Origin of the sequence: Gilliamella sp. B3892 (genome assembly GCF_026536305.1) — a bacterium.
In the GTDB taxonomy this organism is placed as follows: Bacteria; Pseudomonadota; Gammaproteobacteria; order Enterobacterales; family Orbaceae; genus Gilliamella.
The window spans coordinates 56,186-71,942 of record NZ_JAFNOK010000009.1; the positions used below are offsets into that span (position 1 = coordinate 56,186).

11 protein-coding genes are annotated in these 15,757 nt (G+C 38.0%); 2 read left to right on the forward strand and 9 right to left on the reverse strand.

Features of this window, described 5'->3' with window-relative positions; genetic code table 11:
• Positions 1–39: 39 nt before the first annotated feature.
• Positions 40–1,560 carry an MFS transporter gene (locus J3U74_RS09445; RefSeq protein WP_267336490.1) on the reverse strand — a complete coding sequence of 507 codons (1,521 nt, stop codon included), beginning with the start codon at positions 1,558–1,560 and terminating at the stop codon, positions 40–42.
• Between the two features lie 647 nt (positions 1,561–2,207).
• Between J3U74_RS09445 and grcA the strand changes: the two genes are divergently transcribed.
• Positions 2,208–2,591, forward strand: a complete 384-nt coding sequence (grcA, locus tag J3U74_RS09450) for an autonomous glycyl radical cofactor GrcA (protein WP_220218552.1) — start codon at positions 2,208–2,210, stop codon at positions 2,589–2,591.
• 267 nt (positions 2,592–2,858) lie between these two features.
• Here grcA and dnaJ read toward each other — a convergent pair whose 3' ends face one another.
• Entirely contained in the window at positions 2,859–4,001 is a 1,143-nt protein-coding gene (gene dnaJ, locus J3U74_RS09455; protein ID WP_267338004.1) for a molecular chaperone DnaJ, read from the reverse strand.
• A 122-nt stretch (positions 4,002–4,123) separates the two neighbouring features.
• On the reverse strand, positions 4,124–6,040 hold the full coding sequence (gene dnaK, locus J3U74_RS09460) for a molecular chaperone DnaK (protein ID WP_220218550.1): 1,917 nt from the start codon (positions 6,038–6,040) through the stop codon (positions 4,124–4,126).
• A 230-nt stretch (positions 6,041–6,270) separates the two neighbouring features.
• On the opposite strand from dnaK, the gene satP reads away from it, so the two are divergent.
• Complete coding sequence (gene satP / locus J3U74_RS09465) at positions 6,271–6,849, forward strand: acetate uptake transporter (RefSeq protein WP_220218549.1); 579 nt, start codon at positions 6,271–6,273, stop codon at positions 6,847–6,849.
• A gap of 87 nt (positions 6,850–6,936) precedes the next feature.
• On the opposite strand, the gene asnB is transcribed toward satP, so the two are convergent.
• The 6 genes from asnB to polA all read right to left on the reverse strand — a co-directional run bounded on the left by asnB (position 6,937) and on the right by polA (position 15,641).
• Positions 6,937–8,610 carry an asparagine synthase B gene (asnB, locus tag J3U74_RS09470; RefSeq protein ID WP_220218548.1) on the reverse strand — a complete coding sequence of 558 codons (1,674 nt, stop codon included), beginning with the start codon at positions 8,608–8,610 and terminating at the stop codon, positions 6,937–6,939.
• Positions 8,611–8,816: 206 nt separating this feature from the next.
• Positions 8,817–9,161 carry a YdbL family protein gene (locus J3U74_RS09475; protein ID WP_220218547.1) on the reverse strand — a complete coding sequence of 115 codons (345 nt, stop codon included), beginning with the start codon at positions 9,159–9,161 and terminating at the stop codon, positions 8,817–8,819.
• 141 nt (positions 9,162–9,302) lie between these two features.
• Positions 9,303–9,488 (reverse strand): YnbE family lipoprotein, encoded by a 186-nt coding sequence (locus J3U74_RS09480; protein WP_220218546.1) that lies wholly within the window; start codon positions 9,486–9,488, stop codon positions 9,303–9,305.
• Between the two features lie 19 nt (positions 9,489–9,507).
• Entirely contained in the window at positions 9,508–11,112 is a 1,605-nt protein-coding gene (locus J3U74_RS09485) for an intermembrane phospholipid transport protein YdbH family protein (RefSeq protein WP_267338003.1), read from the reverse strand.
• Between the two features lie 66 nt (positions 11,113–11,178).
• Positions 11,179–12,603, reverse strand: a complete 1,425-nt coding sequence (gene gltX, locus J3U74_RS09490; protein ID WP_267338002.1) for a glutamate--tRNA ligase — start codon at positions 12,601–12,603, stop codon at positions 11,179–11,181.
• Between the two features lie 263 nt (positions 12,604–12,866).
• The gene (gene polA, locus J3U74_RS09495; protein ID WP_267338001.1) at positions 12,867–15,641 is read right to left on the reverse strand and encodes a DNA polymerase I; all 2,775 of its coding nucleotides are present in this window, start codon (positions 15,639–15,641) and stop codon (positions 12,867–12,869) included.
• Positions 15,642–15,757: the final 116 nt, after the last annotated feature.

The following is a 15,757-nucleotide window of genomic DNA, read 5'->3' on the forward strand; positions in this document are numbered from 1 at the left end:
TGTTTACCTCTAATCAAACTCATATAAAAACCAATAACGCTATTTACGTTTATAACCAATATTATTATTGCCCCAAAGCTTAGTGACAGGCATACCCGTTAACATTTCAACTACCGGCTTACCTTCATCACTGACTCTTTTTTCACTCTGAGAGCCAATACCTTTGATATTGTTAATTTCATCAATTAATATTTTGTGAGTTTTTAGATTCAATTTAAATTTCAAAGAAATTAAAAAGCCAAGTGTTAAAACCAAGATAGTCCCGGCTACTAATAACAATAAAATCGTTTGCGATACCGCTGGCGGCTGTTGGTTTTGCCCACTGACAAAACCAGACCACTGTAAACAGACACCAATTAACATCACTGCGCCAGCCTGCGAGGCTTTACGGGTAAATGTCATTACACCAGCAAAGATACCTTCTCGACGCTTACCGGTGATGATTTCATCGACATCAGAAATATAGGTATAGATATTCCAAGGAACATAATTAATCCCGCCACGCCCTAATCCTGCAATAGCTGAAACGGTAATTAACAGTGTATGAATATGACTTAAGTTGTAATACCAAATAATCCCATAAGCTAAGCAACTCATACCAAAAATAGCCACGACACCACGATAAGCCGGCGCAGGGCCATATTTAATACACAACGGCATCATACACAGCACGGCAATAAACTGCGTAATGGACATTGTCCCAATTAGCGTAGAGGCAACGGTCGGCTCTTGTAATAGCACAAAAATGACATAATAAGTAAACACAGCATTAAAGACGTCTTGAGCAATATAGCCACCCAAATACATTCCAAGATGCTGCCTAAATATTTTTATTTTGAAAGTGGATAGCAGTTCAATAATTAAATGAGAAATACTTTCTTTAAAAGACAAGGAGGCGGCCTCTTGTTCGGCTTGCAACGCTTCTTTGGATTTAAGCGCTGTTGGTCTTTCCCAGGTAAACAAGTACACCATGCAAAGCGCAAATGAGCATAGAATAGAAAACACTAAGCTGGCATAAAAGAAGGATATTGCATTATCTTTACCAAAGTAATTGAGTAAAACTCCCGGTAAGAAACCAGCTAAAATGGCAGATAACTGCGCCATTGAAATTCTTGCCCCTGAAAACTTAGTTTTTTGTTTAAAATCATCGGTCATCTCTGGCACAAGGGTTTCATAAGGCACCAGCACCATGGTATAAACCATATCAAAAAAGAGATAAGTGAATAAGTAATAGAGATAATTCATACCCGGCGCCCACATTACGCTATAACTAAAAATAAGTGGAATACCGAGTAAAATAAAGAATTTACGACGCCCAAAACGTTGTCCTAAACGTGTGCGCCCAAAGTTATCGGTTAAATACCCCATTAATGGGCTAATAACCGCATCAAGTACTCTTGCTGCTGCAAAAATAAATGTCGCTTCAATCGGCGTTAACCCACAAAAATTGGTATAAAAATATAACAACCATACCGCCGTTAATGCCGTAGTACCCGCTCCTAAAAAATCACCGGCGCCATAAGCCAGATAATTTTTTAAACCAATCACTCTATTTTTCATCTTACCACCACTTTTTATCTAACTACTGCTCAAGATCAACATCTCTTTTAGATGCTCAAGTTAGTCTAGGGTGGGTGTTGCTTTGACACTTTAACGTCACTGCCAACTTTTTTTAAAAATGGCAAAAATTTAAAAGTCGACGTGATGTTGTTCACAAATATTCTTTTTTTATCAAATAAATTTCATTCGGCAAAAAAATTTATGAAACAATAATTTAAATTTTATTTCAGTAAAGCAAATTTACTCCAGCTATTCATCAGTAGTAAAAGTGTGAAGTAAAAATAGTTTGCCTCTATATCAGGCGATTTATATCAAATAGAATGGTATGTTGATTGAGTGATTGTCATTAATAACAATCTATTGAGTAGCAAAGACTAGCGGCCAACTTCAAGTTTACCTGCATTTTAGGCTGATTATTAAGGCTGGATAAAAAGCGATCTATTTCTAAACCGAACATGTTTATCTAACATATTGATACCCAAATCATTTATAAAATATTACAATCCGTTTTATTGATTACCTGACTAAAAAGTGATCTAAGGTATTGCTTATCAAATTGATAGCTTTTTTTGACTTTAATCAATTTTTTAAAGTGCTATATTACAATCAATTATTCAGGACAATAACGTCCGTTAGGAGGATTTAAAATGATTACAGGTATCCAAATCACTAAAGCAGACAATGCAGCACTATTAAACTCTTTCTGGTTATTAGATGATTCAACTAAAGAAGCACGTTGTGTTGCTGCTAAATCTGTTTACAAAGAAGATCAAGTCATTCCAACAGCTGAACTTGGTCAATTCGAATATCGTGAAATTCCATTAGATGTCGCACCAACAATTAAAGTTGAAGGTGGCCAACACTTAAATGTTAACGTACTTCGTCGTGAAACATTAGAAGATGCTGTGCAACATCCGGAAAAATATCCTCAATTAACTATTCGTGTTTCTGGTTATGCAGTACGTTTTAACTCTTTAACTGCAGAACAACAACGTGACGTTATTGCTCGTACTTTTACAACTAAAATTTAGTTCTAAATGACAATAAATAAAATTAAACATTAAACCCATCTTGCCCAGCTTTGCTGGGTTTTTTTACTTTCAATTAAGTTTTTATAAACTATTTCACCCAAGTTAAATACTGCGACCAAGTCGGATCATATTTACATTCAATATTTACGGATAAATTTTGATTGAGTATCTGTTGTACGACTTGCGTCGCTATATCTTTTAGTCTTATTTGGGTGTCAAAAAAATAGCGAAGCAGATAACCCTGCTTCGCTATTGAGTGATATTTTCTTATCCAAAAAACTTTTTAACTTTATCAAAAAAGCTTTTTTCTTTTGGGCTGTGTTTGGCATTTTTATCCGCTTTCAAACTTTCGCCAAGCTCTTTGAGTAACTCTTTTTGTTTACCGGTGAGGTTAACCGGTGTTTCAACCACAACATGACAGTATAAATCACCAACAGAATTACCACGTAATGATTTAATACCTTTACCACGTAAACGGAACATTTTACCTGTTTGAGTTTCAGCCGGAATGGTTAAGCTCACTTTACCATTTAATGTAGGTACTTCAACTTCCCCACCTAACGACGCTAAAACAATATTAATTGGAATCTCACAATGTAGATTTGTGCCATCTCGTTCAAAAATTCCGTGAGGTTTTACCTGCACTTGAACATATAAATCACCTGCTGGCGCACCATTTAACCCTGCCTCGCCTTCACCAGAAAGACGGATACGGTTACCAGTGTCAACACCGGCCGGAATAGTGACAGATAATGTTTTGGTTTTCTGAACTCGACCTTCACCATGACATTTCTTACATGGATTTTTCACTACTTTACCACGGCCATGACAGGTTGGACACTCTTGCTGTACCGCAAAAAAGCCTTGACGCATTTGAACAACGCCAGCACCATGACAGGTATCACAAGTAACCACATCAGAGGCTTTTTCAGTACCTTGTCCATGACAAACACTACAGGTCACCCAAGTCGGTACTTTGATCTCTTTACTTACGCCACTTGCTGCTTCTTCTAATGTTAGGGTGATATTATATTGTAAATCTGCACCTCTTGAAGGGCTTTGCGCACGCCCACGACCACCGCCGAAGAAGTCACTAAAAATATCATCAAATGCCGATCCACCGCCAAAACCACTAAAGCCACCAAATCCACCTGCGCCAGCACCGCCGCCACCAAAACCTTGCTCAAAAGCGGCATGTCCATATTGATCATAAGCGGCTTTCTTTTGTGCGTCGGTCAATACTTCATAAGCTTCTTTAACTTCTTTGAATTTTGCTTCAGCTTCGGCTTTATTGTCCTGATTTTTATCAGGATGATATTTCATGGCTAGGCGTTTATAGGCTTTTTTTATCTCAGCTTCAGTTGCGCTTTTACTTACGCCTAATGTTTCATAATAATCTTTCTTCGCCATAATTAACCTTAATTTTTCTTGCAAAAACAACTAAACGGGCTTGAGTTACCTCGCGCCCGTTTAGTAAGTTACATGTTTATAACTCGTTGAAATAACTCATTAAAAAACATCGTTGTTAATGCTTATTTTTTATCATCATCAACTTCTTTGAAGTCCGCATCAACAACATCATCTTGACCAGCATCACTAGCGCTACTTGCTTGTGCACCTTGGTCAGCTTGCGCTTGTTGTTGTGCAATTTCAAGTAACTTTTTCGATGCTTCCATTAATGCATTGATTTTCGCTTCAATTTCAGCTTTATCTTCACCACGAGCTGCAGTTTCTAATGCAGTTACTGCTTCTTCGATAGCTGTTTTATCCGCTGCCGGTAATTGATCGCCTGCTTCAGTAACTTGTTTACGAGTTGAGTGAACAAGATGATCCGCTTGATTACGAACTTGAGCTAGCTCTTCAAACTTACGGTCAGCATCAGCATTTGCTTCGGCATCATTAACCATTTTTTGGATTTCTTCTTCGCTTAAACCAGAAGAAGCTTTAATGGTAATGTTTTGTTCACGTCCGGTGTTTTTATCTTTCGCAGAAACATGTAAGATACCGTCGGCATCAATATCAAAAGTTACTTCAATTTGTGGCATACCACGTGGTGCCGCTTGAATACCATCAAGGTTAAATTGACCTAATGATTTATTATCGCTTGCACGTTTACGCTCACCTTGTAACACATGAATGGTTACCGCAGATTGATTATCTTCAGCTGTTGAGAACACTTGACTATGTTTAGTTGGGATAGTCGTATTTTTCTCAATCAAGGTAGTCATCACACCACCCATTGTTTCAATACCTAATGATAATGGGGTTACGTCAAGTAATAATACATCTTTAACATCACCACCTAACACACCACCTTGTACTGCCGCACCAACTGCAACTGCTTCATCCGGGTTAACGTCTTTACGAGGTTCTTTACCAAAGAAGTCAGCAACCGCTTTTTGCACCATTGGCATACGGGTTTGACCACCCACTAAAATGACATCTTTAATATCAGAAACAGAAAGACCGGCATCTTGTAATGCTGTTTTCACTGGTTCCATTGAGCGTTTAACTAAATCTTCAACTAAAGATTCTAATTTAGCGCGAGTCACTTTGATATTTAAGTGTTTAGGGCCAGATGCATCAGCAGTGATATAAGGTAAGTTAATATCAGTTTGTTGTGCTGATGATAATTCAATTTTCGCTTTTTCAGCCGCTTCTTTTAAACGTTGCATTGCAAGTGGATCATTTTTAAGATCGAAACCTTGTTCACGTTTAAACTCATCAACTAAATAGTTAATTAAGCGTGAGTCAAAGTCTTCACCACCTAAGTGAGTATCACCATTGGTTGCTAATACTTCGAAAGTTTTTTCACCGTCAACATCATCAATTTCGATGATTGAAATATCAAATGTACCACCACCTAAGTCATAAACGGCAATGGTGCGATTACCAACATCTTTATCTAAACCATAAGCTAATGCTGCAGCTGTTGGTTCGTTGATAATACGTTTAACATCTAAACCGGCAATACGACCAGCATCTTTGGTTGCTTGACGTTGTGCGTCATTAAAATATGCCGGAACAGTAATGACAGCTTCGGTTACTGGTTCACCAAGATAATCTTCTGCTGTTTTCTTCATTTTCTTTAATACTTCAGCAGAAATTTGTGGTGGAGCAATTTTTTGGCCTTTTACTTCTACCCATGCATCGCCGTTGTCAGCTTTAACAATTTTATATGGCATAATACCAACATCACGTTGCACTTCGGCATCTTCAAAACGACGACCAATTAAACGTTTAATGGCAAATAATGTATTTTGTGGATTGGTTACTGCTTGGCGTTTAGCCGGTTGACCAACTAGAATTTCGCCATCTTGCGTATAGGCAATAATGGAAGGGGTTGTGCGATCGCCTTCGGCATTTTCTAATACTTTAGCCTGACCGTTATCCATTACTGCTACACATGAATTTGTTGTACCTAAATCGATACCAATAATTTTACCCATAATCTATTCTCCTCAAAACCTGTATTTTATTCTTTGTATATAAGTCTGAAATATGGATTTTCAAGCCCTTAATTTTCACAAAGAAATAATTTTGTTTCCACTTAAATGGGAACGTAATTTTTAATATCAAGGGGGAAAAAAAATTATTTTTCTTTAAATCTTGATTCTCCGCTTTTCAACACTTATTATTGCCGCTCTTTTTTATTATGATTATTAGTTAAAGGATCTTTATGGAACAAACAAAACTTGCCAATCCTGGCCCACTTGGACTAATGGGATTTGGTATGACCACAATTTTATTAAATATTCATAATGCAGGATTTTTTCCTGTTATGACGGCAATTGTGTCAATGGGTATTTTTTATGGTGGACTGGCACAAGTCATTGCCGGCATTTTAGAATTCCGCAAAGGTAACACATTTGGCACCACTGCTTTTACGTCATACGGTTTCTTCTGGATTGCACTAGTTGGCATTTGGTATTTACCAACTTCGCCAGCAACTGCACCGACCGATGCAACTTTTGTCGGAATCTTCCTTGCTTTATGGGGCATTTTTACCGGCTTTATGTTTATCGGCACATTAAAAGGTAATCGTGTATTACAATTTGTTTTTGCCAGCTTAACGCTTTTATTTGCGCTGTTAGCAATTGGTAACATTTCCGGTAATCACGACATTATCCATGTTGCCGGGTTTGAAGGTATTATTTGTGGCGCAAGCGCTATCTACCTTGCTATGGCAGAAGTGCTTAACGAACAATACGGACGCACTATTTTACCTATCGGCGCACCAAAAGGCGCTGCACATTAATTCAAACTGTCAAACATAGGCAGTATGTGAGCAACAAAAAACGGGGAAAATTCCCCGTTTTTTATTAATCATTAAAGCGTAAGCTAATTATTTTTTATAAGCGTCGTTATGAACACCTACCGCTGCACGACCTGAAGGATCATTTAAATTTTTAAATGACTCATCCCATTCGATCGCTTTGGCTGTCGAGCAAGCAACGGTCGGACCACCCGGTACACAATGCGCTGCGCTTTCAACCGGGAATAATTCATCAAAAATTTCACGGTACATATAAGCTTCTTTAGAAGTCGGTGTATTGTAAGGAAAACGGAATTTTGCGTTTTCTAACTGCTGATCAGTGATTTTACTTTCCGCAATCTCTTTTAAAGTATCGATCCAGCTATAGCCAACACCGTCAGAGAATTGCTCTTTTTGACGCCAAACCACAGATGCCGGTAAATAAGATTCAAATGCTTCACGGACAATATGTTTTTCCATTTTGCCGTTGCTACCGCACATTTTATCTTTTGGATTAATGCGCATTGCCACATCTAAGAATTTCTTATCAAGGAATGGTACACGAGCTTCAACGCCCCATGCTGCCATTGCTTTATTAGCACGTGCACAGTCATACATATGAAGAGCGGCTAATTTTCGTACTGTCTCTTCATGGAACTCTTTAGCATTTGGCGCTTTATGGAAATAGAGGTAACCACCAAACACTTCATCAGCACCTTCACCGGATAACACCATTTTAATCCCCATGGCTTTAATCTTTCTCGCCATTAGATACATTGGTGTTGAAGCACGGATAGTTGTGACATCATAAGTTTCAATGTAATAAATCACATCACGAATAGCATCGATACCTTCTTGAATGGTAAAGTTGATTTCGTGGTGAACTGTACCAAGATGATCGGCAACCGCTTGCGCAGCTTTAAGATCTGGCGCCCCTTTTAAACCTACGGCAAAAGAGTGCAATTGTGGCCACCAAGCTTCAGATTTTTCATGATCTTCAACACGACGTGCTGAGAATTTTTTGGTAATAGCCGAAATCACCGAAGAATCAAGCCCACCGGATAATAAAACGCCGTATGGCACATCTGACATAAGATGACTCTTAACAGACTCTTCTAACGCAATTCGTAGTGCATTGATATCGGTTTTATTATCCTTAACGTTTTCATAATCCATCCAATCACGTTTATAATAGGTTTTGATTTCACCTTCAGTGCTTGATAGATAACATCCCGGCGGAAATGCTTCAATGGTTTTACACACCGGTACTAACGCTTTCATTTCAGAAGCAACGTAAAATGTGCCGTTTTCATCATGACCCATATACATTGGGATGATACCAATATGGTCACGACCAATAAAATAAGTGCCTTTGTTAATATCATAAAGAATAAAAGCAAACATACCTTGTAAGTCATCAAGGCAATCAATACCTTTTTCTTGATATAGCGCTAAGATAACTTCACAGTCTGAGCCGGTTTGAAACTCATAACGATCTTTGTACTGATTTCGGAGTTCTTGATGATTATAAATTTCGCCATTAACTGCTAATACTAAAGTCTTATCTTTATTATAAAGTGGCTGAGATCCTGTATTAACATCAACAATTGATAAACGTTCATGAGCAAGAATAGCTTTATCAGAAGCAAAAATACCAGACCAATCAGGGCCACGATGACGCTGTAGACTTGATAGTTCTAATGCTTTTGTTCGTAGTTGTTCCGGATCTGATTTAATATCAAGAATACCTAAAATCGAACACATTGAATTTCTCCATTTAAAATCGCTAAAGCGATACTATTTACAAGTAAAAACTAACGTTACATTTAAAACTTAGCACACATTATTGGGTGCCAAGCTTTTTAATAAATTGTTGCGAATAATTCGCTAAAGTAACACAATACACATAATTTATACATAATTAAAGTATTATGTCATTATACTTTTCCTATCACTGAAAAAGATTAAGATTATTTCTTTATCCACTGACCTTGTTGTTTGATATATTGACCGGCTGGCGTTTTTTCTTGCGCTTTACTGCCCGCTCGGTTTTGCACTTCGGTTAACGACACATTGGTTTCACCGGCAACTTTTTGATATTGTGCTTTACGAGCCTGATTAATTAACTGCGCAATTTGACTTGCCTCACCTTCATTTTTAACTACGCCTAAGTAGCCGTCGGCTTGTTCACCTACTAAACCATTAGCTTTTGCTTGGCTTAACGAGCTCATGGCTTGATCTAACGTTAACGCCAATACCGGAAAAGATAAAATAGCCGATAATAATACTATCGTTGCTTTTTTAAAAATCTTCATAACAGTTCCCCCTGATAAATACATCATATTGAAATGAGTTAAATATGTGTAATAAAAAATTTTTCGCTACTATTTATTGTAGCAATAAGTATGGGTTTGGGTTTTCCTTCATCAAGGATAATAAAGAGTAAGACGTACTTTTTAATATAACCCGGATTTATTAATCATATTATCTAGCGCTTTATCGACTTTGATATTGATTTCATGATCAATCTTAACATTTAAATTGATATTAATCGGCTCACTCGGCGCTTGCACTTTTACCGTTGGCGAACATCCGATTAATATAAAACTTCCTAACATAATAGCTATCACACCTTTTAGCATAGAATATCCTCTTAATTGATCACCGCTTCTTATTTAAATGCGCTTCAATTCGCTTACGAATAGGTTCGCTAATTTGATCGGACAGTTGCATACTCATTAGCAAGTTAGCGACATTTTCTTCCAGATTGAGATTTAAATTTAACGCTTTACCATTTTCAGCATCTAAATTATTCCCTTGAATATTTAAACCTAATTTGGCGATTCCATTGCTATAATAAACTGTTCCGGCTAGCTTAGTATAATGAAAATTTTTAATAATATCAGTGAGTATTTTAATATTTGGGTTAGCTTGTGCATACTCTTTTAGTGTCGCATTGTCAAAGCGTAAATAGCCGTCATTGACGGTGGTTAATTCTCCATTTTTAATCACTATGCCTAAACTGTTTTTACCGTTGTTTTTCACTGTTAATAGTGTGATTGGTAAATACCCCTCAATCGTCCCTTTAGCGTCTAAACCTTCCGCTGGATACTGAGTAAAAACATCTTGTAACTGAATATTTTTTAATCTTAATTTTAATTGTTGGGGCAATTTAGCTAAATTCAATTTACCGGCGTCAAGCAACAACGTTCCGGAAAAGAGCGCCGCTTGTGCTTTTGTCCATGTTACCAAACCTTTACTGGGTGAATTTAAAGAAGCAGAATATTGACCGGCTAATTTTATTTTTTGGAAAATAACCCCTAAATTGACTTCCTGAATGTTCAATGCGGAGGTTGATACATTAAATTGATTATTTTTCAGCGATAAATTTACTGCGCCACTGACTGATTTAATATCACTGTTTTTATAAATTCCATTGGCTTTATGGATAGCTAATTGACCTGTTGCAGACAGTTGATTTAATTCAAATAACAAAGGGAACTGTATTTTAAACTGTAAACTACCGGTTAAATCATTAACCATTAAATCCTCAGTCAACTGCGCTTTTTTGACACTCACCGATCCATTATCTAAGTTCGTTAAAGTGACTTGATCTTGGCTAATTGTTGCGGAGAAAGGTAGCGTGATATTGCCATTTTCAATACCTAATTGATTTAATGTGGTAGTAAAAAGTCCCTGCTGAATTTCTAAATGTGAATCGGTTTGGTTCAACAGCAAATTACCTGACAAATACGCTAAATAGGGTTTATCTGTTGAAATATCGAGTTTAAGGGATTGTTGCTGTTTGACGGTATCAATCTTTATATCCAAAATCGGGACATGTTGTTGGTAGAGTTTGAATGAATCAACATGAATGGTTGTTGGCATCCAATAAAATACGGTTGCTAGCGTTGCCAGATCCAAACCGGACTGTTCCGGAGGTTGTTCGCTATCACTTATCTGTTTATCGGTAGACTCAGCCGTTATTGGATCATCATCCTGTGGCAAATAGAGACTTAAATCTTTAACAGACAATTTCGCCAATGATAAATTTATGTTTTTGGCTACGATAGTGGTTTTTTGTTGGGATAGGGTGATTTCTTCAAATGATATACCGTCGAAACTGACATTGAGTCCCTGCCAATCTAACGCAATATCATATTTTTGCTTAATTGATATCCAATATTGCCAGCCGCCAATGATGAACAGCCCGATAATAAGAAAAAAACTTAGTAAAAACCAATAACGTTTTTTTAAACGAGCCATAAGTAAACTCTCAATATTGCCAGAAAGCCAATTGCCGGGGTTTTTACCCGGCAATCAATATTATGCTTAAGCCTGTTCCCGTTGTGCAATATAAGCCAGTGCTTTATCAATTCTCGCTAAAGCCCGTTTTTTACCAACGGCAAACACGGTCGCATCCACTGACGGTGATTGACCGATGCCAGTTACTGCAACACGTAACGGCATACCCACTTTGCCCATACCGATATCAAGTTCGCTAGCGGTTGCTTCAATAGCATGATGAATTTTATCGATTTGCCAATCAAAATCCGCAATCGCTGCAATTTTGGTTTTAATCAGCTCTAATGGTGCTTTTGCCACCGGACGTAAATGTTTTTTGGCAGCATCGGCATCAAAATCATCAAAATCTTGATAGCAATAGCGGCATGCTTCAGCCATTTCTTTAAGGGTTTTTGAGCGCTCACCAAATAATTTGATGATAGTAATTAAATCCGGCCCTTGAGTTAAATCATAACCTTGTTGATTGATGTGCCACATTAAGTGCTGTGCGACATAATCAGCATCTAAATGATTAATATAGTGGTGATTTAACCATAATAATTTTTCAGTATTAAAAGCACTGGCCGATTTACTGACCGCATCTAATGAAAAATAGCTAACCATTTCAGGTACTGAAAATATCTCTTGGTCGCCATGTGACCAGCCGAGTCGGACTAAATAATTTAACAAGGCTTCCGGTAGGTAACCGTCATCACGATACTGCATCACACTCACCGCACCATGACGTTTAGATAATTTTTGCCCGTCATCACCTAAAATCATCGAAACATGACCATATTCAGGCAGCGGCGCCCCTAAAGCTTTAAGTATATTAATTTGACGAGGCGTATTATTGATATGATCTTCACCACGAATCACATGGGTAATTTCCATATCCCAATCATCGACCACCACACAGAAATTATAAGTTGGCGAACCGTCAGTACGGCGAATGATTAAATCATCAAGCTCTTTATTCGCAATTTCAATTGGGCCACGAATAAGATCGTTAAACACCACAACCCCGTCAACAGGATTAGCGAAACGCACAACATGCGGCTCGTTATGGTTATGTTGTTTTTGTACTTCATCACAACGGCAATGGCCGTCATAACGTGCTTTTTCGCCTTTCGCCATTTGCTCTTCACGCAACTTTTCAAGGCGCTCTTTTGAACAATAACAACGATAAGCTGACCCATTGGCTAACATTTCGTCAATAACTTGATTATAACGATCAAAACGTTTTGTCTGGAAATACGGGCCTTCATCCCATGATAATTTTAACCAATTCATTCCTTCCATAATCGCTTCTATCGCTTCCGGCGTTGAACGTTCGAGATCGGTATCTTCAATACGCAACACAAATGCACCTTGTGCATGACGAGTATAAAGCCAAGAATAAAGCGCAGTACGTGCACCACCTACGTGTAAATAACCAGTCGGACTTGGTGCGAAACGGGTTTTGATTTTCATGAAATAATCCTAATAATAACAAAAAGAACACCAAAACGATGATCGTTATCAGTGCCCTTTTATCAAACTTACCAACCAACATTGGTAAAGTAATAACATTTTGATATAAATTTGGTTTAGTGGTTTATTTTAACACGCTAAAGGGTTTGAGCAATAGCCAGTTAGCGGCTTAAAATCAATCACTATTTTGTCAAGAAGTTTCAGATTTACCCTGCGTTTAAGTATAAAACCACCACTTTTTGACAACTTGACGATAGCAACAATTAATGTGCCTCATCCCAGTTATTACCAATACCGACATCGACTTTCAAAGGTACCGATAATTGATAACAGTTTTCCATGATTGATTTAATTTTAGAACAATAGTTATCAACCAGTTCCTCTTTCACTTCAAACACTAATTCATCGTGAACTTGCATCACCATATTAATATTGCCGTTTGGTTGACTTTTTATCCAGTCACTCATTTTAATCATGGCGGTTTTAATAATGTCAGCTGCTGTCCCTTGCATTGGAGCATTAATTGCCGCACGTTCGGCAGCACGTTTTTCAATGCCATTAGTTGAGGTGATTTTAGGAAGATATAACCGTCGGCCGGATAGCGTTTGCACGTACCCTTGCTGAGCAGCAAGTTGGCGGGTTTGTTCCATATAGTTTTGCACACCCGGATAACGCTCAAAATAACGATCGATATAAAACTGTGCTTCTTTACGGGCGATATTTATCTGTTTGGATAGACCAAATGCACTCATACCGTAAATCAATCCAAAATTGACCGCTTTAGCGCGTCGACGCTCTTCTGATGTCACTTCGGATTCCGGTTTACTTAAAATTTCACTGGCGGTTACCCGGTGAATATCTTTATCATGGGCAAAAGCATTAAGTAGGCTCTTATCTTGTGAAAGATGCGCCATAATGCGCAGTTCAATTTGCGAATAGTCAGCCGAAATAATTTTATAGCCTTTTGGTGCAATAAATGCTTGGCGAATTCGACGCCCCTCTTCATTACGTACCGGAATATTTTGCAAATTTGGATCGTTTGATGATAAGCGACCGGTTACAGTACCAATTTGATTATAATTGGTATGAATACGATGATCGATTGGACTTATCATCAATGGCAATTTATCGGTATAGGTATTTTTCAGTTTGGCAAGCCCACGATAAAATAAAATCATGCGCGGTAACTCATACTCATTTGCCAATTCGCTCAGCACATCTTCACTGGTTGACGGATCACCTTTCGGCGTTTTTTTCAATACCGGCAGTTGATGCTTTTCAAACAAAATCGCTTGAATCTGTTTTGGTGAAGCCGGATTGAATTTTTCACCGGCCAGCGATTGTAGCTCTGCTTCAATTGCTTTTAACTGTTGTGCCAGTTCGTGTGAATAGTCGTTTAACTGTTTGGCATCCACCAGAACACCGGTTCTTTCCATTTCCGCCAATACGATAGCTAACGGCATTTCAATATCAGTAAATAACTTGGTTAGTTCTGCTTCTTTAGACAGTTCCGGCCACAATTTTTCATGCAGTTGTAGAGTTATATCGGCATCTTCCGCCGCATACTGGGTCGTTTTTTCAACCTCAATAGCATCAATTGTCAGTTGTTTCTTATCTTGCTTAGTCAGCTCACTATAAGTAATGGTTTTATAATTTAAATAACGGCTCGCTAAACTGTCCATATCGTGCCTTTCGGTACTGTTAAGTACATACGACTCAAGCATGGTGTCATAAGCGATACCTTGCACCTTAATGCCATAGTTTGCCAGCACGCTGTAATCAAACTTAGCATTTTGGGCAATTTTTTTAATATTGGGGTTTTCTAATACCGGTTTTAATTTCGCCAGCACACTATCAAGCGCTAGCTGCTCTGGTACGCCTAGATAGTGATGAGCAAGCGGAATATAGGCCGCTTGATGCGGGGTGACGCTTAACGAAATTCCAACTAATTTAGCATGCACATGATCAACATTATCGGTTTCCGTATCGAAGGCAAATTGCGTGCTATTGGTTAATTTTGCAATCCAGCTATCTAATTGCTCTTCGGTTAAAATACATTGATAATCGGTCGATCTAGTTTGCGCTGGCGATTCATCCTGCCCAAATAATGATAGATTACTGCTGATAATCGCCGCCGATGCTTTTTGCTGTTTTAAAAAGCTACCGGAGATTAACTCTTTTTGCCAGCGATGAAAGCCGTAATAGGCAAATAGTTCGTTTAAAGCGTTAACATCAATATCACCGGCGATAAGCTGTTCATTAGAAAAATCTAACTTCACATCGGTTTTGATCGTAGCCAATAAATAGGACAGTTCGGCTTCTTTTTGGTTGTCGATCAGTTTTTGTTTTAAAGATTTCGCCCCACGAATTGATAACTTTTCAATGTCATCTAAACGTTGATAGATATCTTTAACGCTATTAAATTCAGTTAATAAACTTTGTGCCGTTTTTTCACCCACGCCTGGCACACCGGGGATATTATCCGATGAATCGCCCCTTAAGGCTAAATAGTCGATAATCTTTTCGGGCGGTACACCAAATTTTTCCATGACACCTTTTGGATCAAGCAAGGTATTGTTCATGGTATTAATCAGTGTCACTTTATCGCTGACCAGCTGCGCCATATCTTTATCACCGGTGCTAATTAACACATGAAGATTTTCTTTTTCGGCCTGTTTTGCCAGTGTACCTATTACATCATCAGCTTCTACTCCTTCAATGCAAAGTAACGGCAAGCCCATGGCTTTTAAAATGGTATGAATCGGCTCAATTTGCGGACGCAAGTTTTCCGGCATGGCTTCACGAGTGGCTTTATATTCACTGTAAATTTCGTTTCTAAACGATCCGCCTTTGGCATCAAACACAACGGCAATATGGGTAGGATTATATTGATTAATTAAGCTACGAATCATATTAATCACACCAAAAATAGCCCCAGTCGGTTCACCTTTGGCATTGGTTAATGGCGGACATGCAAAAAAAGCACGGTAAAGGTAAGAAGATCCATCAATTAAAATGATTGGTGTTTTATTTGGCATTATAGTTACCCAAGTTTATTAAAAACGTTACCAAACAGTATACCCCAATTAGCGATAATATTGTCATTATTGACGATAATATAGTGTAAAGAAGTTTAGGGTAAATAAGGTGTTTA

What these genes read in the sequence shown, in the direction of transcription:
- J3U74_RS09445 (WP_267336490.1), bottom strand. Translation starts at nt 1,560, where the DNA reads ATGAAAAATAGAGTGATTGGTTTAAAAAATTATCTGGCTTATGGCGCC.
- grcA (WP_220218552.1), top strand. Translation starts at nt 2,208, where the DNA reads ATGATTACAGGTATCCAAATCACTAAAGCAGACAATGCAGCACTATTA.
- dnaJ (WP_267338004.1), bottom strand. Translation starts at nt 4,001, where the DNA reads ATGGCGAAGAAAGATTATTATGAAACATTAGGCGTAAGTAAAAGCGCA.
- dnaK (WP_220218550.1), bottom strand. Translation starts at nt 6,040, where the DNA reads ATGGGTAAAATTATTGGTATCGATTTAGGTACAACAAATTCATGTGTA.
- satP (WP_220218549.1), top strand. Translation starts at nt 6,271, where the DNA reads ATGGAACAAACAAAACTTGCCAATCCTGGCCCACTTGGACTAATGGGA.
- asnB (WP_220218548.1), bottom strand. Translation starts at nt 8,610, where the DNA reads ATGTGTTCGATTTTAGGTATTCTTGATATTAAATCAGATCCGGAACAA.
- J3U74_RS09475 (WP_220218547.1), bottom strand. Translation starts at nt 9,161, where the DNA reads ATGAAGATTTTTAAAAAAGCAACGATAGTATTATTATCGGCTATTTTA.
- J3U74_RS09480 (WP_220218546.1), bottom strand. Translation starts at nt 9,488, where the DNA reads ATGCTAAAAGGTGTGATAGCTATTATGTTAGGAAGTTTTATATTAATC.
- J3U74_RS09485 (WP_267338003.1), bottom strand. Translation starts at nt 11,112, where the DNA reads ATGGCTCGTTTAAAAAAACGTTATTGGTTTTTACTAAGTTTTTTTCTT.
- gltX (WP_267338002.1), bottom strand. Translation starts at nt 12,603, where the DNA reads ATGAAAATCAAAACCCGTTTCGCACCAAGTCCGACTGGTTATTTACAC.
- polA (WP_267338001.1), bottom strand. Translation starts at nt 15,641, where the DNA reads ATGCCAAATAAAACACCAATCATTTTAATTGATGGATCTTCTTACCTT.